The sequence below is a fragment of the Rhodovarius crocodyli genome (assembly GCF_004005855.1).
Taxonomy (GTDB): Bacteria; Pseudomonadota; Alphaproteobacteria; order Acetobacterales; family Acetobacteraceae; genus Rhodovarius; species Rhodovarius crocodyli.
Genome location: NZ_SACL01000001.1, coordinates 1182272 through 1206403, shown reverse-complemented (window position 1 = coordinate 1206403; position 24132 = coordinate 1182272). Strand labels below are relative to the sequence as shown.

21 protein-coding genes are annotated in these 24132 nt (G+C 70.5%); 12 read left to right on the top strand and 9 right to left on the bottom strand.

Annotated elements, in window-relative coordinates; translation table 11 throughout:
- Nucleotides 1-132 precede the first annotated feature (132 nt).
- A complete protein-coding gene (locus EOD42_RS05820; RefSeq protein ID WP_127786491.1) occupies nucleotides 133-549 on the top strand; it encodes a hypothetical protein in 417 nt (138 codons plus the stop codon).
- 16 nt (nucleotides 550-565) lie between these two features.
- Here EOD42_RS05820 and EOD42_RS05815 read toward each other — a convergent pair whose 3' ends face one another.
- From EOD42_RS05815 to EOD42_RS05805, 3 genes are read right to left on the bottom strand one after another with little or no spacing between them, the layout of a single operon-like run.
- Complete coding sequence (locus tag EOD42_RS05815; protein WP_127786490.1) at nucleotides 566-1831, bottom strand: glutamate-5-semialdehyde dehydrogenase; 1266 nt, start codon at nucleotides 1829-1831, stop codon at nucleotides 566-568.
- A 51-nt stretch (nucleotides 1832-1882) separates the two neighbouring features.
- Nucleotides 1883-2647 (bottom strand): type I methionyl aminopeptidase, encoded by a 765-nt coding sequence (map, locus tag EOD42_RS05810; protein WP_127786489.1) that lies wholly within the window; start codon nucleotides 2645-2647, stop codon nucleotides 1883-1885.
- 1 nt (nucleotide 2648) lies between these two features.
- Entirely contained in the window at nucleotides 2649-2855 is a 207-nt protein-coding gene (locus EOD42_RS05805; protein ID WP_127786488.1) for a ParD-like family protein, read from the bottom strand.
- Nucleotides 2856-3015: 160 nt separating this feature from the next.
- On the opposite strand from EOD42_RS05805, the gene aroQ reads away from it, so the two are divergent.
- From aroQ to accC, 3 genes are read left to right on the top strand one after another with little or no spacing between them, the layout of a single operon-like run.
- On the top strand, nucleotides 3016-3471 hold the full coding sequence (gene aroQ / locus EOD42_RS05800) for a type II 3-dehydroquinate dehydratase (protein WP_127786487.1): 456 nt from the start codon (nucleotides 3016-3018) through the stop codon (nucleotides 3469-3471).
- A complete protein-coding gene (gene accB, locus EOD42_RS05795; protein ID WP_127786486.1) occupies nucleotides 3468-3977 on the top strand; it encodes an acetyl-CoA carboxylase biotin carboxyl carrier protein in 510 nt (169 codons plus the stop codon). Before aroQ ends, accB begins: the two co-directional genes overlap by 4 nt.
- 3 nt (nucleotides 3978-3980) lie before the next feature.
- Nucleotides 3981-5330 carry an acetyl-CoA carboxylase biotin carboxylase subunit gene (gene accC / locus EOD42_RS05790; RefSeq protein WP_127786485.1) on the top strand — a complete coding sequence of 450 codons (1350 nt, stop codon included), beginning with the start codon at nucleotides 3981-3983 and terminating at the stop codon, nucleotides 5328-5330.
- A gap of 123 nt (nucleotides 5331-5453) precedes the next feature.
- Here the strand turns inward: accC and EOD42_RS05785 are convergent, their stop codons facing one another.
- Nucleotides 5454-7382: an alpha/beta hydrolase domain-containing protein gene (locus EOD42_RS05785; RefSeq protein ID WP_127786484.1), complete on the bottom strand. Its 1929-nt coding sequence runs from the start codon at nucleotides 7380-7382 to the stop codon at nucleotides 5454-5456.
- 178 nt (nucleotides 7383-7560) lie between these two features.
- Between EOD42_RS05785 and EOD42_RS05780 the strand changes: the two genes are divergently transcribed.
- Together EOD42_RS05780 and EOD42_RS05775 are read left to right on the top strand one after the other, a co-directional pair.
- On the top strand, nucleotides 7561-8397 hold the full coding sequence (locus EOD42_RS05780) for a lipid-binding SYLF domain-containing protein (RefSeq protein ID WP_127786483.1): 837 nt from the start codon (nucleotides 7561-7563) through the stop codon (nucleotides 8395-8397).
- A gap of 5 nt (nucleotides 8398-8402) precedes the next feature.
- On the top strand, nucleotides 8403-9593 hold the full coding sequence (locus EOD42_RS05775; RefSeq protein WP_127786482.1) for an amidohydrolase: 1191 nt from the start codon (nucleotides 8403-8405) through the stop codon (nucleotides 9591-9593).
- Between the two features lie 9 nt (nucleotides 9594-9602).
- Here EOD42_RS05775 and EOD42_RS05770 read toward each other — a convergent pair whose 3' ends face one another.
- On the bottom strand, nucleotides 9603-10115 hold the full coding sequence (locus tag EOD42_RS05770; RefSeq protein ID WP_127786481.1) for an SspB family protein: 513 nt from the start codon (nucleotides 10113-10115) through the stop codon (nucleotides 9603-9605).
- Between the two features lie 128 nt (nucleotides 10116-10243).
- Between EOD42_RS05770 and EOD42_RS05765 the strand changes: the two genes are divergently transcribed.
- From EOD42_RS05765 to EOD42_RS26140, 4 genes are all read left to right on the top strand, one after another.
- Nucleotides 10244-10723, top strand: coding sequence for a hypothetical protein (locus EOD42_RS05765; protein WP_127786480.1), 480 nt, complete (start codon nucleotides 10244-10246; stop codon nucleotides 10721-10723).
- The gene (gltX, locus tag EOD42_RS05760) at nucleotides 10720-12054 is read left to right on the top strand and encodes a glutamate--tRNA ligase (RefSeq protein ID WP_127786479.1); all 1335 of its coding nucleotides are present in this window, start codon (nucleotides 10720-10722) and stop codon (nucleotides 12052-12054) included. The genes EOD42_RS05765 and gltX overlap by 4 nt, the downstream gene beginning before the upstream one ends.
- Before the next feature lie 120 nt (nucleotides 12055-12174).
- Nucleotides 12175-13593, top strand: coding sequence for a cysteine--tRNA ligase (cysS, locus tag EOD42_RS05755; RefSeq protein WP_127786478.1), 1419 nt, complete (start codon nucleotides 12175-12177; stop codon nucleotides 13591-13593).
- A gap of 75 nt (nucleotides 13594-13668) precedes the next feature.
- Nucleotides 13669-14949 carry a DUF429 domain-containing protein gene (locus EOD42_RS26140; protein WP_206020248.1) on the top strand — a complete coding sequence of 427 codons (1281 nt, stop codon included), beginning with the start codon at nucleotides 13669-13671 and terminating at the stop codon, nucleotides 14947-14949.
- Here EOD42_RS26140 and mutS read toward each other — a convergent pair.
- The 3 genes from mutS to EOD42_RS05730 are packed head-to-tail and all read right to left on the bottom strand — an operon-like array spanning nucleotide 14939 to nucleotide 21432.
- On the bottom strand, nucleotides 14939-17515 hold the full coding sequence (gene mutS / locus EOD42_RS05740; RefSeq protein WP_127786477.1) for a DNA mismatch repair protein MutS: 2577 nt from the start codon (nucleotides 17513-17515) through the stop codon (nucleotides 14939-14941). The genes EOD42_RS26140 and mutS overlap by 11 nt on opposite strands.
- Before the next feature lie 32 nt (nucleotides 17516-17547).
- On the bottom strand, nucleotides 17548-18402 hold the full coding sequence (gene ypfJ / locus EOD42_RS05735) for a KPN_02809 family neutral zinc metallopeptidase (RefSeq protein WP_127786476.1): 855 nt from the start codon (nucleotides 18400-18402) through the stop codon (nucleotides 17548-17550).
- Between the two features lie 60 nt (nucleotides 18403-18462).
- Nucleotides 18463-21432, bottom strand: a complete 2970-nt coding sequence (locus tag EOD42_RS05730; protein WP_127786475.1) for a helicase-related protein — start codon at nucleotides 21430-21432, stop codon at nucleotides 18463-18465.
- A 108-nt stretch (nucleotides 21433-21540) separates the two neighbouring features.
- Between EOD42_RS05730 and EOD42_RS05725 the strand changes: the two genes are divergently transcribed.
- Complete coding sequence (locus EOD42_RS05725) at nucleotides 21541-22095, top strand: GNAT family N-acetyltransferase (RefSeq protein ID WP_127786474.1); 555 nt, start codon at nucleotides 21541-21543, stop codon at nucleotides 22093-22095.
- Nucleotides 22068-23180, top strand: a complete 1113-nt coding sequence (locus tag EOD42_RS05720) for an MFS transporter (protein ID WP_164867799.1) — start codon at nucleotides 22068-22070, stop codon at nucleotides 23178-23180. Before EOD42_RS05725 ends, EOD42_RS05720 begins: the two co-directional genes overlap by 28 nt.
- On the opposite strand, the gene EOD42_RS05715 is transcribed toward EOD42_RS05720, so the two are convergent.
- Entirely contained in the window at nucleotides 23177-24094 is a 918-nt protein-coding gene (locus EOD42_RS05715) for a LysR family transcriptional regulator (protein ID WP_127786472.1), read from the bottom strand. The two genes, EOD42_RS05720 and EOD42_RS05715, sit on opposite strands and share 4 nt — an antisense overlap.
- Nucleotides 24095-24132 lie beyond the last annotated feature (38 nt).

Sequence of the window (24132 nt, the reverse complement as noted above, 5' to 3'; positions counted from 1 at the left end):
GCTGAGACGCCGCACCGGGGGGGTACCCACTGAAGTGGGGATGAACACGCCGACTCTTCGATTGGCGCCGAGGGACCCGAAACCTTCGAGGACGCAGCCATAACGGCAACGCCTTCGATGATGGAGGCCGCGATGCGCGACAACCACAGCCACTACCGAAGTCTCAATATCATCGTCACCAACCCGTGTGCCGAGCGCACCCAGGCCTCCGCGCGGCAGATGGAGGTCAGCACCGACGACTATGTCGCGGCCCTGCTGCGCACGGGCGAATTCGGCCAGTCCGCGATGGCGCGCCCCGAAGTCCCGATGTCCGAAATGCAGCTGCTGCTGCCGAGCTATCTGATCACGGGCAACGCGATCGCCGGGCTGCCGGCGCACACGGCCACCAGCGTGGCCCATGTGCTGGAGGAAGCGCCGGACCTGACCGCGGGCGGGCCGGCGAAGGAAAGCACGAGGTCCGACTGGAAGACCTCGATCAGGCTGATGCTGGCCGTCATCGAGCGCGAGATGTCGCTGCGCGCGGCCTATGACGGCGCGAAGACCGCCTAGAGCTGCGGATCCTGCCTCAGGGCCGCAGCTGCCCCGTCCCGATCACCTGGTAGCGATAGGTGCACAGCTGCTCCAGGCCCACCGGGCCGCGGGCATGCATGCGGCCGGTGGCGATGCCGATCTCGGCGCCGAAGCCGAATTCGAAGCCGTCGCAGAACTGGGTGGAGGTGTTCCACATGCCCACCGCCGAACCCAGCAGGTTCAGGAACTCCGTCGCTGCCGCCGCATCCTCGGTGATGATCGCCTCGGTGTGCTCGGTGCCGTAGCGGCGGATATGGGCGAGCGCCGAGCCCACGCCGTCCACCACCGCCACGTTCAGCGTGGCGCCCAGCCATTCGGTGTGGAAATCCTCATCCGTGCCGGCGTCCAGCTCGGGGCAGATGGCGCGCGCGCGGGCATCGGCGCGGAAGCCGCAGCCCAGCGCCCGCAGGTCCTCCACCAGCAGCGGCAGCAGGCTGTCAGCGATGGCGGCGTCGATCAGCAGCGTCTCGGTGGAGCCGCAGATGCCGGTGCGGCGCATCTTCGCATTGGCCAGGATGGCGCGCGCCATCTCCGGGTTCGCGGCCGCGTGGATGTAGGTGTGGCAGAGCCCCTCGGCATGGGCCAGCACGGGCACACGGCTTTCGTCCTGCACGCGGTTCACCAGGGACTTGCCGCCGCGCGGCACGATCAGGTCGATCTGGCCCGAGGCCTTCAGCATGGCGCCGACGAAGGCGCGGTCGGCGTTGGGCGGGATCTGGATGCAGGCCTGGGGCAGGCCGGCCTCGGAAAGGCCCTCCATCAGGGCCGCATGGATGGCGGCCACCGAGTTCACGCTTTCCTTGCCGCCGCGCAGGATCACGGGGCTGCCCGCCTTCAGGCACAGCGCGCCGGCATCGGCCAGCACATTGGGGCGGCTTTCGAAGATCATGCCGATCACGCCGATGGGCTGCGCCACGCGGCGGATGAGCAGGCCGTTGGGGCGCGTCCATTCGGACAGCACGCGGCCCACGGGGTCCGGCAGGGCGGCCACTTCCTCCACGCCCTGGGCCATCGCCTCGATGCGGGCGGGGGTCAGCGTCAGGCGGTCCTTGAAGGAGGGGATGAGGTCGTCGGCCCCCATCAGGTCCTGCACATTGGCGGCCAGGATGCGCGGGGCATGCGCGCGGATGGCGCGCGCGGCGGCCAGCAGGGCGCGGTCCTTCACGTCACGCGGGGCCGGGGCCAGCGTCACGGCGGCTTCGCGCGCGGCGGTGGCCGCGGCGTGCAGGGCTTGGACGGAGGCTTCGGCGATGGCGTTCATGCGGGGAATATAGCGAGGACGCGACGCCGCGAAAGCGGCGCCTGCGGCATGTCAGAGCGGCGATTCATCCCGGCGCAACGTCAGCACCTCCACCCCCGTGGCCGTCACCGCCACCGTGTGCTCGAACTGGGCCGACAGCTTCCGGTCGCGGGTGATGACGGTCCAGCCGTCCTCGGCGGTCAGGGTGCGGCGGGTGCCCTGGTTCACCATGGGCTCGATGGTGAAGACCATGCCCTCTCGCAGCCGCATGCCGCCGCCGGGGCGGCCGGTGTTCAGCACCTGCGGTTCCTCGTGCATGTCCCGCCCGATGCCGTGGCCGCAATAGTCGCGGACCACGGAATAGCCGTTCAGCCGGGCGTGGCGCTCGATGGCGAAGCCGATATCGCCCAGATGGGCGCCGGGGCGCACCTGGGCGATGCCCTTCCACATCGCCTCCTGCGCCACGCGCACCAGGCGGCGCGCGGCGGGGGGCGCGTCGCCTACCATGTAGGTCTTGCTGGAATCGGCGATGAAGCCGTCCTTCTCCAGCGTGATGTCGAGGTTCACGATGTCCCCGTCGCGCAGGATTTCCGTGGCGCTGGGCACGCCGTGGCAGACGACGTGGTTGATCGAGCAGTTCAGCACGAAGCCGTAGCCGTACTGGCCCTTGCTGGCGGGGCGGGCGGCGAGGTCCTGGGTGATGAAGCGTTCCACCAGGTCGTTCACGGCCAGGGTGGACATGCCGGCCAGGGGCTGTTCGTCCAGCATCTCGAACACACGGGCCAGCAGGCGGCCGGACCGGCGCATCAGGGCCAGCTCGTCGGGCGACTTCACCATGTCAGGGCAGCGCCGGTTCCGGCACGCGCAGCTGGGCGGCGGCCAGCTGGCGGCGCACCAGCTCATTGAAGGAGAGCGTCGGATGGGCCTCGGCCAGCATGCCGATCTTCATCCAGAACTCGGCCTGGGCATTGATGGAGCGGCACATGACGGTGCTGGCCTTGCGCACTTCCTCATGCAGCGCGTCGTCGATCTTCACGATGCCCATGGCAGCCCCCGGCGGCGGTTCATATGCGAAGCGTATATGTTTCGTATATGCTCCGGTCAACCGGCCTGCTTGCCGCCCGCTGACCCCCGTGTTACCGCCATTGCTTCCCGCAATCGGCTGGGCGCGCCCACGCGCGCCCACGGCACATCCTGACCAGGCCATGAAGCTCATTACGGTCCTCAACGGGCCCAACCTGAACATGCTGGGCCTCCGGCAACCGGAGATCTACGGCGCAGCCACCCTGGACGACGTGGAGGCGCTGTGCGCCGAAACCGCCGACCGGCTGAACCTCGCCATCGATTTCCGCCAGTCCAACATCGAGGGTGAGCTGGTTTCCTGGATCCAGGAAGCACGCGGCCGGTCGCACGGCATCATCATCAACCCGGCGGGATACACCACCACCTCCATCGCCATCCTGGACGCCCTGCTGATCGCGGAGCAGCCGGTGATCGAGGTGCACATCACGAACATCCACCGCCGAGAAGAATTCCGCCAGCACAGCTATGTGTCCAAGGTGGCCACCGGCGTGATCTGCGGCCTTGGGGTCACGGGTTACGCGCTGGCGATCAGGGCAATGGCTGGCCTGCTGGCCGATCAACAGGACGAGGACGCATGAGCCACGGCATTACCTTCGACCCGGCCACCATCCGGGAACTGGCCAAGATCCTGCGCGAGACCGATCTGACCGAGATCGAGCTGGTCGAGAAGGAAAGCCGCATCCGCGTGGTGCGTGAGATCCCGGCCGCCCCCGCGCCCATCGTGCAGAGCTATGCCGCCGCCCTGCCGCCGATGCCGGTGGCCGCCGCCGCGCCCGCGCCGATGGCAGCCCCCGCCGCCATCGCGGCCGCCCCGGCGCCCGCCGCCCAGGCCGAGTTCGACCCGAAGAACCCCGGCGCCGTGACCAGCCCGATGGTGGGCGTGGCCTATCTCTCGCCCGAGCCCGGCTCCGCGCCCTTCGTCAATGTCGGCACCCAGGTGCAGGCCGGCCAGACGCTGCTGCTGATCGAGGCGATGAAGACCTTCAACCAGATCAAGGCGCCGAAGGCCGGCACCGTGACCCGCATCCTGGTGGAAAGCGGCATGCCGGTGGAATACGGCGAGCCCCTGATGCTGGTGGAGTAACCAGTGGCTCAGTTCAAGAAGGTCCTCATCGCGAACCGGGGCGAGATCGCGCTGCGCGTGCATCGCGCCTGCCAGGAGATGGGGATCCGCACGGTGGCGGTGCATTCCACCGCCGATGCCTCGGCCATGCATGTCCGCCTGGCGGATGAGAGCGTGTGCATCGGCCCGCCCGCCGCGCGCGACAGCTATCTGAACATGGCCGCGATCCTGTCCGCCGCCCACATCACGGGCGCCGAGGCGATCCATCCGGGCTATGGCTTCCTCTCCGAGAACGCGGATTTCGCCGAGATGGTGGAAGCGCACGGCCTGGCCTTCATCGGCCCCCGCGCGCCCCACATCCGCATGATGGGCGACAAGATCTCCGCCAAGGATGCCATGCGGCGCCTGGGCGTGCCCCTGGTGCCCGGCAGCCCCGGCGCGCTGGAGAGCCTGGAGGAAGCCCGCGAGGTCGCGGACCGCATCATGTACCCCGTGCTGATCAAGGCCGCCGCCGGCGGCGGTGGTCGCGGCATGAAGGTGGCCCACACGGCCGATGAGCTGGAGGAAGCCTGGCGCGTCGCCCGCACCGAGGCCAAGGCCGCCTTCGGCAATGACGCCGTGTACATGGAAAAGTACCTGGACCGGCCGCGCCATATCGAGCTGCAGGTCCTGGCCGACAGCTACGGCAACGTGGTGCATTTCGGTGAGCGCGACTGCTCCCTGCAGCGCCGCCACCAGAAGCTGGTCGAGGAAGCCGGCAGCCCCATCCTGTCCGCCGCCGAGCGTGACGCGCTGGGTGAGACGGTGACGACCGCGCTGAAGGAGCTGGGCTACCGCAACGCCGGAACGCTCGAGTTCCTGTGGCAGGACGGCCAGTTCGCCTTCATCGAGATGAACACCCGCCTGCAGGTGGAACATCCGGTGACGGAGATGGTGTCCAGCGTGGACCTGGTGCGCGAGCAGATCCGCATCGCGGCCGGCGAGGAGCTGGGCTACGACCAGTCCGCCGTCACCTTCACGGGTCATGCGATCGAATGCCGCATCACCGCCGAGGACCCCGAGACCTTCGCCCCCAGCCCCGGCCGCGTGAACACCTTCCATGCCCCGGGTGGCCTGGGCGTGCGCGTCGATAGCGCGCTGTATTCGGGCTACTCCGTGCCGCCGCATTACGACAGCCTGGTGGCCAAGCTGGTGGTGCACGGGGCCGACCGGCCGCAGGCCATCGCCCGCATGGCGCGCGCGCTGAACGAGATGGTGGTGGACGGTATCCGCACGACCATCCCGCTGCATCAGCGCATCATGGCCGATCCGGAATTCCAGTCGGGTGAGTATACCATCCACTGGCTGGAGCGGTTTGTGGGGATGACGAAGTAGACGTTCTTTTTTGTAAAAAAAACCAAAAAACTTCTATCTATATAAGGGCGCCCTGGGAAACCTCGGCGCCCTTAATCTTGTAAAAGTCTTTTTGCTTCTTTTTCTACAGAAAAAGAAGATGCTTCACTGAAGCCTCGCCAAACTCCCCGCCCGCGCTTCCTCCACCATTTCCGCCGCATCTTCCCGCAGCAGCAGCCGGTCGGCCACCAGCGCCTCCGCCGCCGCGCGCACGGCCGCGACATAGGCTTCGGCGGTCGGGTAGCGTTCCTCGATCGACCGGCGCGGGTCGTTGTTGGCCAGGCGTTCGGCGCGGGTGGCGGCGAAGGGGATGGCGCTGCCGATCTGGGTGCACAGTTCCTGCCCGTCCGGGCGCAGGTTCCAGCCGGTGTAGGTGGCGCGGGCGGCCTCGACGATCGGCAGGCGGATGCCGCCCAGCGCGTTGCCGTCACCATCGCCGCGCGGCAGGAACAGCGGGTATTGGCCCAGGATGCGGGGCTGGGCGTCCACATAGTCCAGCCGGTCGGCAGGCACGTATTGGCCGGCGTAGCGCAGGCCGGGGATGGCGGGGTACAGCGCCTCGGGGCCCGCCAGCGTGGCGGAGGCCCGGGTGGGGTATCGGCTGGCGGGCGGCTCGGTGCCGTCCGTGATCCAGCGGTCCAGCGCCACCATCAGCGCGCGCACGGGGGCGGCGGCACTGACGGGGCTGGTGGGCATCTGGCATGCCGGGCCCAGGCGCGAGGGCGCGCGCGGGTCAGCGAAATGCGGCGCGCCGGAGATCATGTAGCCGCGCACATCGGGGGGCAGGTCCAGGTGCCGCCCCTCCGCATCCGTCACCAGCAGGCTGCCGTGGGAGGCCCAGAGCTCGAACTCGGAATCCACCTGCATGATGCGCGGGCAGGTTCCGTTCAGGCGGCAACGCTGCATCAGCCCGTCGCGCCGGCCGGTCGCGGGGTCGGTGGTGGTGGCGTAGGTGAAGGGGAACTGGTCGATCGGATAGCCGCGGTCCTCGCTGGGGCCGGGGTTGCGGCCGGGCTGGCCGAAGCGGGTGTTGGTGAAGGAACGGCGGGCGCCCGGGATCTCGGCCAGCATGCCGTCGAACACCATCCGGCCGGCCTCATCCTCATTGAAGCCTAGGTAGAGGAAATCCCGCAGCACGCGGCCGGATTGGGAAATGCCGAAGCCGATGGCGCGGTCGGTGCCGCTGCGGCCGTTGGCGGCCAGCGGGTTGGCGGGCGAGGTGTCGCGCCGCAGGAAGGCCCCCACATCGCGCAGCGCCGCGAAGGCCATGCCCATCACGGCGGGGTCGCGGGCGGTATAGGTCAGCTCATAGATCGGGCGCGGGCCCTGGGGGGCGGCGGGGCGGGTGATCTCGATGGTGCTGTCGTCGATCAGCCGCACGGCCAGGCCATCGGGCGTGGCGCGGGGCGCCTCGGGGCGGCCGCGCACGGTCAGGCGCAGGCTGGCCGGGTCCGCCACCGGATAGGCCAGGCGCTGCCGCACCGGGCCGCTGCCGTCAGGGATGATCCATTCATCGCGTGAGGGGCCGGTGATGCCGGGCACGACCGGCACGCGCAGGCCAAGGCCCTGGGCCGGCGTCACATCGCCCTGCCAGCCCACCCAGACCAGCGTGTAGCCCTGGGAGAGCAGGAAGCCCCGCCCCATGTCGGCGGCCTGCTGCACGCGGGCGCTCTGCTCGGCCGAGGTTTCCTCCAGCAGGGTCAGGATCAGGCGGCGGCCGCGGTTCGGGATTTCCAGCACCAGCGTGCCGTTCGGGCGCTCGGGGCGCAGGATGGTGACGTCGGCCACCGCCTCCACCCTTCCCTGGGCGTTGCGCGGCGCGCGGTCGATATCGGCGATGATGGCGTTGCGCGGGTCCGCCGGGTCCACCGCCACGGTGGCGCGGGCGTCGATGCGTCGCGCGGTGCCGCGCGTGCCGAAGCTGCGGCCCTCCAGCGCGGTGGGGGTATCGGCCTGGATGTCGAAGCGCGTGACCTCGGCCCGTGCGGCGGGTGCCAGGGCGAGCAGCGCCGCCAGGGCGCAGATAGGGCGCATGGTGAACCTCCCGTGGATTTTTTTTCAGCCTGCCCCGGCCGCAATGCCGCCGTCAAACCGCCATGGGGCTTCGCGCATTGTTACCGGTGGGGGAGGCCCCGCCTGATCATCCTTGCTTCAATCCGAGGCCGGGATGGTTTAGAATCGCGGTGCCTCAAGTATTTGGCAGGGGGAACTCATGCGCCGTCTCATCATTCTGGGCCTCATGGCCTCGTCGCTCGCGGCCTGCGGCAACGGGCCGCCCGCAACCGGAGAGGCGCAGTCCCTGGTCGACCGCTCCACGCTGTCGGTGCAGGAATTGCTGGGCAACGACCATGACATTCTCAACGCGAGCAATCTGCTGCGCAACGCACGCGCGGTGATGGTCTGCCCGCAGCTGTTCCGCGCCGCCTTCTTCGGCGGCGGTGAGGGCGGCGGCTGCGTGCTGGTGGGCCGTGACGGCGCCGGCGGCTGGTCCTCGCCCGCCTTCTACACGATGGGGTCGGCCAATATCGGCTTCCAGTTCGGCGTGCAGGATGCGCAGACCCTGCTCATCATCCGCAGCGAGCGCGCGCTGAACGCCGTGCTGAACGGGCAGTTCAAGTTCGGCGCCGACGCGTCGATCGCGGTGGCCACGGTGGGCGGGACGGTCGAAGGGGCGACCACCAGCAACCTGGGCGCGGACATCGTGGCGGTCTCGCGCTCTCGCGGCCTGTTCGCGGGCATCGCGCTGGAAGGGTCCGTGCTGAACGCGCGTTCCGAATGGAACAGCAGCTATTACGGGCAGGAAATCGGGCCGCGCCAGATCGTGGTGAACATGCAGGCGCATAACCCGGGCGCCGACCCGCTGCGCGCGGTGCTCGGCCGTTATGGCAGCGGCAGCGCCGCCGCCGCCCCGCCGCCGCCGATGGCCAGCAGCGCGCCGGTGCAGGACACGGCGTCTCGCGCGCGTTCCGCCGGCAGCAGCGCCTATGGCCGGGCGACGACCGTGCCCGGCAGCGTGCAGCGGCAGACGCTGCAGGCACCGGGCCGGTAAGGCCGATGCAGGGCCTGCTGCTCCGGAACCTTCGCCTGGCGGATGGAGGGCCGGAGGGGCGGCGCCTGCTGATCCGCGACGGGCGCATCGCGGCCATCCTGGCCCCGGACGCGCCCGATCCGGACTGCCCCGCCATGGAGCTGGACGGGGAGCTGCTGCTGCCCGGCCTGGTCGAGGGGCACACGCATCTGGACAAGTCGCTGTTCGGCCTGCCTTGGATGCCGCACCGGGCAGAGCCCAACCGCATGAGCCGCATCGAGAATGACGAGCGCATGCTGCCCGGCCTGCCGCTGGACACGGCCGGGCGCGCGGGCGCGCTGCTACGGGAATGCGTGGTGCACGGCACCGCCCATATCCGCACCCATGCCGACATCACGCCGGCCTTCGGGCTTTCCGCGCTGGAGGGCACGCTGGCGGCGGCGCAGGCCCACGCCCATGCCGCCACGGTTCAGGTCGTGGCCTTTCCGCAGGCGGGCGTGATGCGCGCGGGCGGCAAGCCCGTGCTGGACCTGCTGGACGCCGCCATCGGCGCCGGCGCCGAGGTAGTGGGCGGCATCGACCCCTGCGAGGTGGACCGCGACCCGCGCGGGCAGCTGGACGGCATCTTCGCCATCGCCGACAGGCGCGGCGTGGGGGTGGACATCCATCTGCATGAGCCCGGCGAGATGGGCCTGTTCAGCCTGCAGGAGATCTGCGCGCGCACCCAGGCGCTGGGCATGGGCGGCACGGTGGTGGTCAGCCACGGCTTCTGCCTGGGCAGCATTTCCGAGAGCAAGCAGAAGGCCGCCGTGGCGATGATGGCCGAGGCCGGGGTGGCGCTGGCCACCCATGGCGCGGGCAGCGCGACCATTCCGCCCATCATGCAGCTGCGCAATGCCGGGGTGCGCGTGCATTTCGGCAACGACAACACCCGCGACAGCTGGGGCCCCTATGGCAACGCGGACATGCTGGAACGCGCGGCCATCATCGGCTGGCGGTCCGACATGCGGCATGACGAGCTGCTGGCCGAGGCCTTCGCCATGGCGTCCTCGGGCGACTGGCTGGGCATCGACAACACCATCGCCGAGGGCAATCCGGCCAATTTCTTCACCATCGCGGCGGAGAATGTGCAGGACGCGGTGGGGCGGCACCCGAAGCGGGGGCGGGTGTTCTTCCAGGGGCGGGTGGTGGCGCGGGGTGGGGAATGGGTGGGCTGAACGCCCGCCTCAATCCCGCTTCCGCCGGAACGCATCCAGGCTGACCACCTGGGCCGGGGCCTCCGGCGCGGGGGCGGGTTCTTCCTTGGCCGTCTCCGGTTCCGGCGCGGGCTCCGGGGCGGCGGGTTCTTCTTCCACCACCTCGCCCTCCTCCGGCTCGAACCGCAGGCCGAAGCGCACATGCGGGTCGTGGAAGGCTGTCAGCGCGTTCAGCGGCACCACCAGCTGCGCTGGAATGCCGCCGAAGCTGAGGCCGACGGAAAAGCCCGGCTTTTCCCGGTCCACCTTCAGGTCCCAGAAGCGGTGCTGCAGCACGATCGTGATCTCGTGCGGGTACTTCGCCTTCAGGTGCGGCGGGATCGACACGCCGGGCAGGTCGGTGCGGAAGCTCAGGTAGTAATGGTGCTCGCCCGGCAGCCCGTGTTCGGCCGCATAGTCCAGCGCGTCCAGCACGACGGCGCGCAGGGCGTTCTCGGTCCACCGCTCATAGGGCAGCAGGCTGTCGGGGGGCTGGTCGCTCATGCGGCGCAATCTAGGACCGCAGGCCGCGCCAGTGAAGGCGCCCCGCCCCCCCGGAATACGCAAAAATCCGCCCTGGCCTGCCCATGTGGCGGGTGTGTTGTGCCGCGCCAACGGTTACAAGCCGCCGGATGAGCAGTGACGACCCCATTTTCGCCCCGCCTCCGACGCAGGGCCTCGCCGTGCGGATCATGGACCTGTCGGGGGCCAACGGCAGCGATCCGCTGGAGGTCGTGACCGGCTTCGGCTCGCTGGGCCATGCCAACACCTTCGCCCGCCGCTATGTGCGGGACAGCCTGGAACGTTGCCGCACCCCGGGCATGAGCGCGGATGAGGTGCTGGCCGCCTGGTTCGCCTTCGGCGAGGACGCGCAGGTGGAAGCCGGCGCCGAGGGCGGCAGCCCCTGGCGGACAGAGAGCGAGCTGCATGATTTCGCCGGCCGCCCGCTGGAGGACGACGCCGAGCAGCGCGACTGGCGCATGATCGACCCCCGCCGCGACGGCGACCACGGCATTCCGATGCTGATGGACGGCCTGGACGACGACGAGGACGACGAGGAAGAAGAAGACGAGGATGAGGACGACGACGCCGATGAGGAGGACGAGGCATGAAGCTCCGCTTCGCGCCCTCTCCCACCGGCTGGCTGCATGTGGGCAATGCCCGCATCGCCATCGTCAACGCCCTGCTGGCCATCCAGCGCAAGGGCCAGCTGATCCTGCGGCTGGATGACACGGACACCGAGCGCTCGCGCCCCGAATTCGCGCAGGGCATCGAGGACGACCTGCGCTGGCTCGGCATTTCCTGGCACAGCATCCAGCGCCAGCAGGACCGCACGGAACGCTACGCTCTGGCCGCCGAGAAGCTGAAGAAGGCCGGGCTGCTGTATCCCTGCTTCGAGACGGAGGAGGAGCTGAAGTTCAAGCGCGAGCAGCGCCTGCGCCAGAACAAGCCCCCGATCTATGACCGTGGCTCGCTCAAGATGACGCAGGAGCAGTTCGACCGCGCCATCGAGAACGGCAAGACGCCGCATTGGCGCTTCAAGCTGGGCCAGCGCCCGCGCCGCTGGGATGACGGCGTGCTGGGCGAGCGCCAGGTGAAGCTGACCGCCATCAGCGACCCCGTACTGGTGCGCGCCGACGGCAGCTATCTGTATACCTTCTGCTCCGTCGTCGATGACCTGGAGATGGGCATCACCCACATCGTCCGCGGTGAGGACCATGTGACCAACACCGGCGTGCAGCTCGACATCTATGAGGCGCTGGGCGGCGACCCGGAGCGGATCGGCTTCGCCCATCTGCCCCTGCTGACCGAGGCCGATGGCGGGCCGCTGTCCAAGCGCATCGGCTCGCTTTCCCTGCGGCAGATGCGCAAGGACGGCGTGGAGCCGCAGGCGCTGGTGGGCTACCTCGCGGCCCTGGGCACATCGCAGGACCCGATGCCGGGCCTGCCGGTGGACCTGGCCAAGCGCTTCGACATTCTCGCCGTCTCCAAATCCAGCGCGCGGTTCGATGCGCGCCAGATGCTGATGATGAACAAGAAGCTGCTGCACGCCATGTCCTTCGAGGACGCGCGCGCGCGGCTGCCCGAGGGCGCCACGCCCGAGTTCTGGCACGCCGTGCGCGGCAACCTGGACATGCTGGCCGAGGCGCGCCTGTGGTGGGATGTGGTCGCCGGCCGCATCGCGCCGCCGCTCCTGGAAGGCGAGGGCGAGTTCCTGAAGATGGCGCTCGCCACCCTGCCCGCCGCCCCCTGGGACACCGCCACCTGGTCCGCCTGGACCGAGGCGCTGCGCGGCGCCACCGAGCGCAAGGGCAAGGCGCTGTTCCTGCCGCTGCGCCTGGCCCTGACCGGCGAGGAGCACGGCCCGGACATGAAGGAGCTGCTGCCCCTGATCGGCCGGGAACGCGTGGCCGAGCGCCTGAAACTCGCTGTTTCCGCTTGATCGCCGCCCGGTCCCGGCCCCATACAGGGCGCATGGACTGGGCCCTGCGCATCCGCTGCTGCTGATCCGCGCCACTTTCTGGCGCGCTCGCCCCATGTCGCCTTTCCCGGATACCGCCGCATGCAACTGCACTTCCACAACAGCCTGACGCGCCGCAAGGACGCCTTCACGCCGATCGACCCCGATCATGTGCGGCTCTATGTCTGCGGCCCCACGGTCTATGACCTGGCGCATCTGGGCAATGCGCGCCCGGTGGTGGTGTTCGACGTGCTGTCGCGGCTGCTGCGGCGCGTGTATCCGCGCGTGACCTACGCCCGCAACATCACGGACGTGGACGACAAGATCAACGCCCGCGCGCGTGAGAGCGGCGAGCCGATCGGCGCCATCACCGCCCGCACCACCGCCGATTTCCACGCCGATATGGCGGCCCTGAACGCCCTGCCGCCCGATGTGGAGCCGCGCGCGACCCAGTACATCCCGCAGATGGTGGGCATGTGCCAGCGGCTGATCTCACGCGGGCATGCCTATGCCGAGCAGGGCCATGTGCTGTTCAGCGTCGGCAGTTTTCCGGAGTACGGCAGCCTGTCGGGCCGCAGCCCTGACGAGCTGCTGGCCGGCGCCCGCGTCGAGGTCGCGCCCTATAAGCACGACGCCGGCGACTTCGTGCTGTGGAAGCCCTCCGATGCCGAGACCCCGGGCTGGGACAGCCCCTGGGGCCGTGGGCGTCCGGGCTGGCACATCGAATGCTCCGCCATGTCCGAGGACATCCTGGGCCCGGAATTCGACATCCATGGCGGCGGGCATGACCTGATCTTCCCGCACCATGAGAACGAGCTGGCCCAGAGCTGCTGCGCCAACAACACCAAGCGCATGGCCAATTACTGGGTGCACAACGGCATGCTTCTCGTGGACGGCGAGAAGATGTCCAAGTCGCTCGGCAATTTCCTGACCGTGCGGGACATCCTGGGCCGCGGCGCCTGGGCCGGCGAGGCGTTCCGCCTGCTGCTGCTGCGCACGCATTACCGCTCCGCGCTGGATTACAGCGTGGCGGCGCTGGAGGAGTGCAAGGCGGAGCTGGACGACTTCTACGCCATGCTGGCCCGCCAGGCGCCCGAGGCGCGGCCGCATCTGGGCATGGTGAACTGGGCGCTGGAACCGCTGGGCGACGACCTGAACACCCCCTTGGCGCTGGCCCGGCTGCGTGACCTGCGCACGCTGGAAAACGTGGCCAATGTGGGTGGCTCGGCAGCGGCCGTGCACGCCCGCACGCCCTTCCCCTGGGTGCCCGAACCCGGTGAGGCCCGCGCGGCCGTGCTGGAGGTGGCCAAGGTGCTGGGCCTGCTGTGGCACGACCCGGCCGAGTGGCGCCAGGGCGGCAGCAGCGACGACGCAGCGCAGATCGAGGCGGCCATCGCCGCCCGGCAGGCGGCACGCGTGGCGAAGAACTGGGCCGAGGCGGATCGCATTCGCGGCGAGCTGACGGCGATGGGCGTGGTGCTGGAAGATACCGGGGGCGTCACCACTTGGCGGCGCGGCTAAGCGAGAGGGCGCTGCCCTCTCGCGCTCTCCCGCCGGAGAGATAAGATCTCCCCGGACCCCTGCTGGGAGTTTGGGATGAGCGGCGCGTTGCGGAGGTCTGTTCTAGGCATAGATGCGGCATGGACAACCAAGAATCCCAGTGGCGTCGCGCTGATCGAGGAAACGGACACTGGCTGGCGACTGGTCAGTGTGGCGGCATCCTACGCGGCGTTTGTGGGTGGTGAGCAAAAGCAAAGCGTCGCCGTACGCAATCTGCTTTATGCTGCGAGCATTCAGATCGGAAAGCCGGTCGACCTCATTGCCGTCGACATGCCCCTTTCCCATAGACCTATCCTTGCACGACGCCGCTCGGACGATCTGATTTCGTCTTTATATAGCTCTAGGAAGGTCAGCACTCATTCTCCCATCCCAGAGCGTCCAGGTCCGCTGAGCGAGGCATTTCGGGTCGAGTGTGAGATGGCTGGTTATGGCCTTGAAGTGACGGGCTGTCCCGCCCGCGGACTGGTAGAAATTTACCCCCACCCAGCATTGCTCGAGCTGACCGGCGCCGCCATTCGGCTGCCCTATAAGGTTCACAAAGCGCGGGGCTCTCAACCCAGAAAAAGCTATTGGCCGCATCTGCCGTTATCGGAGCGGATGGCCAACCTTCTCACAGTCTGGTCTGGCATCGTTGCTGCACTCGAACAGCAGGTGCGTGGCGTTAAATCAGCATTGCCGCTTCCAACCAAGGACGCTTCACCAGCAGAATTGAAAGCATTCGAAGACAAGCTTGACGCTATCGTTTCTGCCTGGGCTGGCGGCTGCGTTCTGATGGGCACGGCTGTGGCTCATGGCGACGAACATTCCGCCATCTGGGTACCAAAGCCCGTGCATGGCGGACTCCCATTCAAACTCCCGGTTTCCAAAGACCCTTCGGCCTTTGGCGGGGTCCAGGGGCAGAGCCCCTGGTCGGCGAAGCCCACCATGCGTTTCAACCACATCGCCCAGCGCGTCGCCGCCGAGCATTTCGACCTCATCGCCGAGATGCTCATGACGCAGCTGGGCTTCACCCAGCTGCGCCGCACCGAGCGCGCCATCTGGTTGCGCCAGCCCGGCGCCAACATCGACCTGCAGCTCAGCCGCAGCCCCACCACCAACCGGGATGAGGACAAGCTGCGCTCCCAGGTCTCCTTCCTCAGCGACACGCCGCGCGCCGATCTGGAGAAGCTGGCCGAATGGCTCACCGCGCGCGGCCTGCCGGCCGGCGTCGGCAGCTATTCCCCGCGTGAGTTTTACCTCGACGCGCCGGACGCCCTGGTGGATTTCGTCATCGAGGCCATGCTGCCCGAACTGGCGGACTACCCGATCAAGGAGTGAGCAGCGCCTTCAGCCGGTACAGCGCTTCCTGCGCATCGCGCGGGGACATCGCGTCGGGGTCCAGCGTGGCCAACGCCGCCAGCACCGGGTGATCGGGGGCCGCCGCCGGCTTGGGGGCGAACAGCGGCAATTCCTCGCTCAGCACGCCGCCGCCCTGGCGGGCGCGGGATTCCAGCGCGTGCAGCACGGCCTCGGCGCGGCCCAGCACGGTGCGGGGCACGCCGGCCAGGCGGGCCACATGCAGGCCCCAGCTTTTCTCGGCCGCACCCGGGCCCACGCTGTGCAGGAACACCACCTCGTTCTTCCATTCGCGCACGCGCATGGTGGCCAGCCGCAGCTCCGGCAGTTTGCCCGCCAGGGCCGTCAGCTCATGGAAGTGGGTGGCGAAGATGGCGCGGCAGCGCAGGCGGTCGTGCAGCGCCTCCAGCACCGCCCAGGCGATGGCCAGCCCGTCCCAGGTGGCGGTGCCGCGCCCGACCTCGTCCAGGATGACGAAGCTGCGCGGGCCGGCCTGGTTCAGGATGGCCGCCGTCTCGGTCATTTCCACCATGAAGGTGGAGCGGCCGCCGGCCAGGTCGTCGCTGGCGCCGACGCGGCTGAACAGCCGGTCCACCACGCCCAGCCGCGCGGCCTCGGCGGGCACGAACAGGCCGGCCTGCGCCAACACCACCATCAGCGCGTTCTGCCGCAGGAAGGTGGATTTACCGGCCATGTTGGGGCCGGTCAGCAGGCACAGGCGCTGCCCGGCCGACAGCTCCGCGTCATTCGGCACGAAGGCCGGGCCCTTGGCGCGGGTCAGCGCGGCCTCGACCACCGGGTGGCGGCCGGACTGGATGTGGAAGTCGGCGCCGCCCGTCATCTCCGGTCGGCACCAATTGGCCAGGGCGAGTTCGGCGGCGGCGGCGTGCACATCGAATTCCGCGACCGCGCGCGCGGCCTCGGTGATGCCCTGCGCCGCCTGCGCGCACAGCCCCGCCAGGTGGCGCACGATGGCGCGCTCACGCCCCTGCGCCTGCTCGGCGGCCTGGGAAAGCTTGCGGTCCAGCTCCACCAGCGCACCGCAGGTGAAGCGCAGCGCGTTGGCCATGGTCTGGCGGTGCTGGGGCATCAGCTCGCCGGGCAGGCTGGGCGGGCTGCGCAGCAGCTTCTCACCGGGGGCGGCCTGCACCTCGGCCAGATAGCCCATCTGCTGGTGGTGCTTCACCTTCAGCGACGCCACGCCCCAGGCCTCGGCCAGCTGCATCTGCATGGCGGCGATCGCGCCCCGCGCATCGTCCCGCAGGCGGCGCATCGCATCCAGCTGGCCGTCATAGCCGGCGGCGATCACGCCCCCGTCCTCGAACCGCGCGGGCAGCTGCTCGGCCAGGGCGCGGGTCAGTTCCTCGCGCGGGGATTCAGGGGGCACCAGCGCGTCGGCGGCATCGGCCAGCAGGGGCGGCAGGGGGCGGGCCCCGGCGCAATGGCCGGCCATCGCCTCGGCGCGCGTCAGGCCGTCGCGCAGCGCCGCTAGGTCACGCGGCGCATAGCGTTCCAGGCTGATACGGGCGAGCGCGCGCGCCATGTCGGGCGCGCCCTTCATCGCGCCGCGCAGGCTGCCGCGCCATTCATGGTGGGCGCGCAGGGCCTCGACCGCCGCATGGCGGGCCTGGATGGCGGGCAGGCTGGCCAGCGGCGCGGCCAGGCGTGCGGCCAGTTCGCGCGCGCCGGCGCCCGTCAGCGTGCGGTCCACGGCGGCCAGCAGGGTGCTGCGGGCCTCGCCGCGCTCGCTGCGCAGGATCTCCAGGCTGCGGCGGGTGGCGGCATCCATCAGCAGCACGCCCTGGGTGCCCCGCGGCACCGGGCGCATCAGGAAGGGCAGCCGTCCGTTCTGGGTGGCGCGCACATAATCCACCGCCATGGCGGCGGCGCGCAGCTCCGCCTCGGTGAAGGTGCCGAAGCCCTCAAGGCTCGCGACATCGAAGGCGGCGGCGATGCGGCGGGCGGCGTCGCGCGGGGCCACGGCCTCGATGGCATCCGGCCACAGCCCGTCCTCGGCGATGATCTCCGACGGATCCAGCCGCGCCATCAGGGCGGGGATATCGGGGTTGTCCTCGGTCTCGAAGGCGCCGCTGGTCACGTCCAGCCAGGCGGCGCCGCCCTTGGCCAGCGCCAGCAGCCAGGCCGGGCGGGCGGCTTCCAGCAGCGCGTCCTCGGTGACGGTGCCGGGGGTGACGATGCGCACCACCTCCCGGCGGATGGTGGGCGCCTTGCGGGCCTTGGCTTCCTCCGGGCTTTCCATCTGGTCGCAGATGGCCACCCGGAAGCCGCGCCGGATCAGCCGGGCCAGATAGGCCTCATGGCTGTGATGCGGCACGCCGCACATGGAGATCGGCACGCCCTGGTGCTCACCGCGATAGGTCAGCGCGATGGACAGCGCCTCGGCCGCCGCTTCGGCGTCATCGAAGAACAGCTCGTAGAAATCGCCCATGCGGAAGAACAGCAGCGCGTCCGGGTGGGCGGCCTTGGCCGCGTACCATTGCGCCATCGCGGGGGTGGCGCCGTCGGCCGGGGGGCGGTTGGGGTGCATCGACCCCGGTTAGCGCAGCCCGGCCGGGGTGGCTAGCGCCCGGTATTGAAGGTGTCGCAGGCGTCGATCCGGCCGACTTCCATCCCCTGCTTGAACCAGCGCACGCGCTGGGCGGAGGTGCCGTGGGTGAAGCTTTCCGGCACCACCTGGCCCTGGCTGCGGCGCTGCAGCCGGTCATCGCCCACGGCGGCGGCGGCGTTCATGCCGGCCTCCACATCGCCGTTTTCCAGGATCTGGTGGCGGGCCTGGGTGCGGTTGGCCCAGACGCCGGCGAAGCAGTCGGCCTGCAGTTCCAGCCGCACGGACAGGGCGTTGGCGTCGCGCTCGCTCATGCGCTGGCGGGCGGCGTTCACGCGCTGGATGATGCCCAGCTGTTCCTGAACATGGTGGCCCACCTCATGCGCGATGACATAGGCGCGGGCGAAATCGCCGGGCGCGTTCAGTTCCCGCTGCATCGAGGACAGGAAGTCGAGGTCGATGTAGACCCGCTGGTCCTCCGGGCAATAGAACGGCCCGACGGAGGAGGGCGCGTTGCCGCAGCCGGTCTGCGTGCCGCGGCTGAACAGCACCAGGCGCGGGGGCGTGTAGTTGCGCCCTGCCTCACGGAACAGGGCGGTCCAGCTTTCCTCGGTGGTGGCCAGCACCTGGGCGACGAAACGGCGGGCGCCGTCATCGGGCGCGGGCTGGCGCGTCTGCTGTTCGCTGTAGCCGCCACCGCCGCCGCCACCCGGGTCCAGCTGCTGCAGCAGCACGCGCGGGTCCACGCCCAGCAGCAGGGAGATGACGACCAGCGCCACGGTTCCCAGCCCGCCGCCGACCACCAGCCCACCCCCGCGTGACCCGCGGCGGTCCTCGATGTTGTCGCTTTCCTGGCCTGGCAGACGCATGACGGTTCCTGGTGTGGCTGAAGCCGGAACGCCCGAAGGCGCCCCGGCGTTGCCGAACCGTTACTTTAGTTTGAGCGCGGCCAGCTTGGCGAAGGGATTGTCCTCGGCCGCCGCGGCCGGCTTGTCCTGGTGATAGACGCGGGTCTCGGGGCCACCGGCGCCGCCGCGCTTGTCACGGTCGTCACGGCGCGGGCGGTCGCCCTGGAAGCGCGGACGGTCGCCCTGGGGGCGGTCGCCCCTGCGATCACCCTGGGGGCGCTCACCCTGGGGACGGTCGCCCCTACGTTCACCATGGGGGCGCTCACCCTGGGGGCGATCGCCTTGCGGCCGGTCACCACGCGGGCGGTCGCCTTCGCGGCGCGGGCCACGGTTCTCGCCGTCGCGGCGGGGCGGGCGGGGGCCACGGTCGGGGCGCGGGGCCTGCTCGGCACCGGCCTCGGCCGGGGCGCCACCCTCGGCGGGGGCGGCCTGGTCGCGGCGCGGGCCGCGCGGGCCACGGTTCTCACCCTCACGGCGCGGGCCGCGCTGCTCGCCGTCCCGGCGGGGGCCACCTTCGCCGTCCCGGCGGGGGCCGCGATGGTGCTGCGGGCGCTCGGGGCGCGGCGGGCGGGCCCAGGCCACGCGCGCCGGCAGGGCCGGGCCGTACATGTCATCCGGCAGGGTCTCGGCCTCGATCAGGCGGAAGCCGAGGCCCGCCAGCACGATGCCCACCTGCTCCGGCTTGATGCCGTAGCGCGCCAGAACCTCGGTCGGCAGGGGCGCGGGGCCGCGGCGGGTGGCATAGGCCAGCTCGCCGCCCGCGCGTTCCGCCACATCGAGGCGCATCAGGATCGGGCCGGCATTCACCCAGCCGATGGCCTCGGCGAAGCCCTGCGGCCAGGTCAGCGCCAGCACGCCGTCGCTGGGGATGGTCACCAGCCCCGGCGCCGGCAGTTCCGGCGTGGGGATGTTGCGCGACAGCGACCACAGCAACGCGCGCAGGCCCATGGCGCGGGGCTTCAGGGCCTCCGGCACATACAGCGCATAGCGGCCGGCGCGGGCGCCGATGGCCTTCAGCTTGGCCGAGACTTCCTGGGCGATCGCCTGCTTGGTGCCGCCGGGCTTCAGGCCCAGGGTTTCGCGCAGCTCGAAGGCCGGGCCGCGCAGGGTGTTGTCGCTCTCGGCCTTGGCCTCGACGGCGGCGATGCTCGCCAGGTCCTTGGTCAGGATGCCGTCGATATAGGCCGCGAGGCGGACGCGCACGCGCTCACGCTGGGCGCCGTCCAGGAACTCGCTCGGCAGCACCTCGACCTGGGGCTTGGCCGCCTCGGAACCGGGGCGCAGGCGCGCCACCTCGGCGCCGTCCCAGGCGATCTTGTGGTCCTGGGTCAGGGAGAAGGCCTCGGCCTTCGCCAGTTCCAGAGAGGCCACGCGGCGGGGCATTTCCTCACGCAGGGCACGGCGCGCGGCGCGCAGCACCAGCTTGCGGGTCTCCTCGTCCTCGGCCGTCGTGTCGGGGTGGAACAGGAAGCCCGCCACCTTGCCGACATTGTGGCCCTCGACGATCACCTCGCCCTGGCGCGTGACGGCGGACAGCAATTCCTCCTCGCTGCCCGGGTCCAGGCGGCGGATCAGATGGGCCGCGCGGCGGTCCACGAAGCGCTGGGTCAGGCGCTCATGCAGCGCGTCGGACAGCGCGTCCTCCGCGATGCGGGCCTGGCCCTGGCATTCGATGGCGTTGCGCAGCCAGTCACCGCGCGCGGCCACATAGGACCAGGTGCGGATGGCGGACAGGCGCGCCATCAGCGTGTCGATGTCGCCCTCGGTGCTGCTGGTGGCGGCGATCTGGCTCAACACCCAATCGGCCGGCAGGGCGCCGTCCTCGACCAGGTGCTTGTAGATGGTGCCGCACAGGCGCGTGTGGCTGTCATCCGCCAGCTTGCGGAAATCGGGCACCGAGCACGCATCCCACAGCAGGCCCACGCGCGACCGGCCCTGGGCCATGCGGCGGATGTCCTGCTCACGCGACAGGGCGTTCAGCACGATGTGGTCGGTGGCGTCATGGCCCTTGGCCAGGCCGGGGGCCGGCGGGGGGGCCGCCAGGCTGTCCAGCAGCGCGTCGATGCTGGTGAAGTCGAGCTCGGGGTTGCGCCAGGCGACGGTCTTCAGCGTCTCGAACTGGTGGTTCTCGATCTTCTCGACCATGTCCTCGGGCAGGGGCTTGCAGTCGCCCGTGGTGCCGAAGGTGCCGTCGCGCATGCCGCGGCCGGCGCGGCCGGCGATCTGGGCGGCTTCCTGCGGCTGCAGCAGGCGGGGCGCGTGGCCGTCGAACTTCACGAGCGACGCGAAGGCCACATGGTCCACATCCATGTTCAGGCCCATGCCGATGGCGTCCGTCGCCACCAGGAAGTCCACCTCGCGGTTCTGGTACAGCGCCACCTGGGCGTTGCGGGTGCGCGGCGACAGGCGGCCCATCACCACCGCACAGCCGCCGCGGCGGGTGCGGATGGCTTCGGCGATCGCGTAGACCTCACCGGCCGAGAAGGCGACGACGGCGCTGCGCGGCGGCAGGCGGCCGAGCTTGGTGAAGCCCGAATGCGTCAGCTGCGACAGGCGCGGGCGGGTGTCGATCTCGACCTGCGGCACCAGGCGCTGCAGCAGCGGGCGGATGGTCTCCGCGCCCATGAACATGGTTTCCACCATGCCGCGCGCGTTCATCAGCCGGTCGGTGAAGACGTGGCCGCGATCCGGGTCGGCGCAGAGCTGGATCTCGTCCACCGCGACGAATTCGACGCGACGGTCGAGGGGCATGGCCTCCACCGTGCAGGCGAACCACTTCGCATCCGGCGGGACGATCTTTTCCTCGCCGGTGATGAGGGCCACGTTGCGCTCGCCCTTGGCGGCCACCATGCGGTCGTAATTCTCGCGCGCCAGCAGGCGCAGCGGAAAGCCGATGATGCCGGAGGAATGCGACAGCATCCGCTCCATGGCGAGGTGGGTCTTACCCGTGTTGGTCGGGCCGAGAATGGCGCGGACGCGTGCTTCGAACATGCCTACAGGAAACCTGGATGGACGTGCGGGACGTGATGGGCCGAAAGCGCGCGGATTGCAACCGCGCCACCCTTGGTGCCAGGGCGGAACGGGGTCTACCGTGCCCGAATGCTGCGCCGATTGACCGCCCCGGATGCCGAAGCCTTTCGCGATATCCGCCTGCGCGGCCTGCGGGAGGACCCTGGCTCCTTCGGCCGCGCCTGGGAGGAGGAGGCCGATCAGCCGCTCTCCTTCTTCGCTGACCGGCTGGCGCGGCACCCGGTTCTGGGCGCGGGCGACGGCCGGCTGGTGGCCACCGCCGCGCTGGTACGCGAGGCGGGGCTGCGCCAGTGCCACAAGGCGCAGTTGAGCGGCCTGTACGTGGCGCCCGAGGCGCGCGGCCAGGGGCTGGCGGCGCGGATGCTGCGCCAGCTGATCTGGCACGCGGCCGATTGCGGCGTGTTCGACATCCGCCTGACCACCCGCGCGGACGATACCCCGGCGGTGGCCCTGTACCGCAAGCTGGGCTTTGCCGTGTACGGGCAGGAACCGCGCGCGACCCTGCTGGGGGGTGAGTATCTCGGCACCTATCTGATGGCGCTGCATCTGGACGATGCGTGGTTCTCAAACCCGCGTCCGGAGGCCATACCGGGCCTGTGTCCCCCGCCTTCCGCTTCTCCCTGATCTTCGGCGCGCAGTTCGCCTCTCTGGGTGCCGCGCTGCCCTTCGTGCCGGCGGTGCTGACGGCGGGCGGGCTGTCGGCGCAGCAGGTGGGCCTCGTGCTGGCGCTGGGCACCGGCACGCGGCTGCTGGCCAACCCCTGGGCCGCGCGCATCGCGGACCGCACGGGGCTGCGCGGCACGCTGGCGCTGGCGGCCGTCGTCTCTGGCCTGTTGCTGCCGCTGCTGGGCTGGGGGCAGGGCATCGCGGTGCTGCTGGCCATCTATATCCTGCACAGCGCGGCGGTGGCGCCCATCGTGACGCTTTCGGATGCGGCGGCGATCGCGGAGATCAGGCGCCGCCCCTTCGACTATGGCCGGGTGCGGGCCTGGGGGTCCGTGACGTTCATCCTGGCGGCACTCGCGGCCGGGCAGTTCGTGGGGCTGTGGGGGGCCGGGTCGGCGCTCTACATCTCCTGCGCCGCGCTGCTGGCCACCGGCGCCATCGCCCTGACCCTGCCGCCGCATGAGGCCCTGCCGCCCGCGGCCCGCGGCAGCATGTGGGAGCCGCTGCGCCACCCGGCCTTCCGGCGCCTGCTGCCGGCCTCGGCGCTGATCCAGGGCAGCCATGCGATGTACAACGGCTTCTCGACCCTGCACTGGCAGGCGGCGGGGCTGTCGCCCGGTCTGGTGGGCGCGCTGTGGGGCGCGGGCGTGATCGCGGAGATCGCGCTGTTCGTGTTCGGGCGCCGGCTGGTCGAGAAGCTGGGCGCGCGCGGCCTGGCCATGGTGGCGGCCGGGTCCGGCGTGCTGCGCTGGTCCGTCACGGCGGTCACGGTGGACCCCTGGGTGCTGTTCCCCATCCAGCTGCTGCACGCCTGCACCTTCGGCGCCATGCACCTGGCCGCCATCCGCAGCCTGGGCGCGCTGCCGCCGGCGCTGGGCGCGCGGGCGCAGGCGCTGCACACCTCGCTGGGGGTGGGGCTGGCGACGGGGGTGATGATGGTGGTGGCAGGCCCGCTCTATGCCGCGCTGGAGGGGCATGCCTTCTGGGCCATGGCCGGGCTCTGCGCGATGGGCTTCGTCGCGGCGACGCGGCTGGGGCGCTAGTTTTCCGCATCCAGGTCCGGGTTGCCCCGGAAGCGCCGCGCCAGGAAATCCACGAAGCGCTTCACCTTGGCCGCGATGTGCCGGTTGGCCGGATACACCGCGTGCAGCGGCACGGGCGGCGGCGCCCATTCGGGCAGGATGGGCACCAGCCGCCCGGCCCGCACGTCATCCCCGATGATGAAGCCCGGCAGCAGCGTGACGCCCATGCCGTGCAGGGCCGCCATCCGCAGCGCCTCTCCGTCATTCACCGAGAAGCCGGGGGCGACGGGGATTTCCTCCTCCACGCCGTTGCGCTTCAGGTGCCAGGCGCGGCCCCAGCGCAGCAGGCTGAAATGCAGCAGCCGGTGGCCGGCCAGCTCGGCGGCCGTGCGCGGCGTGCCGTGGCGCTTCAGATAGGCGGGGGATGCCACCACCCGCACGGGCGATGACCCGATGCGCCGCGTGACCAGGCTCGGCTCCACCGCGAAGGTGCCGCGGATGGCCAGGTCGAAGCCCTGCCCCACCAGGTCCACCGCGCGGTGGGACAGGTCCAGCTCGATGCTGATGGCAGGCAGGCGGGCGGTGAACTCCGCGATCATCGGCACCAGGAAGCGCTGGCCGAGATCGGGCGGGGCCGAAAGCTTCAGCCGGCCGCTGGCCTCGCCCTGCAGGGCGGCGACGGCGCGCTCCGCTTCCCGCGCGCGGGCCAGCACGCCGGTCAGCGCCTCGCGATAGGCGGCGCCCGCCTCGGTCAGGTGCACCTGGCGGGTGCTGCGGTTGAACAGCCGCGCGCCCAGCCGTGCCTCCAGCGCCGAAAGCTGGGCGCTGACGGTGGCGCGCGAGAGGCCGAGCGCGGTGGCGGCGGAGGTGAAGCTGAGATGGTCGGCGATGGCCAGGAACACGGCCACGCCTTCCAGCGGGTCGCGGTCGGTCATGGGCGATTAGTGCAGGATTCCGAACGAAGCTGCCAGAA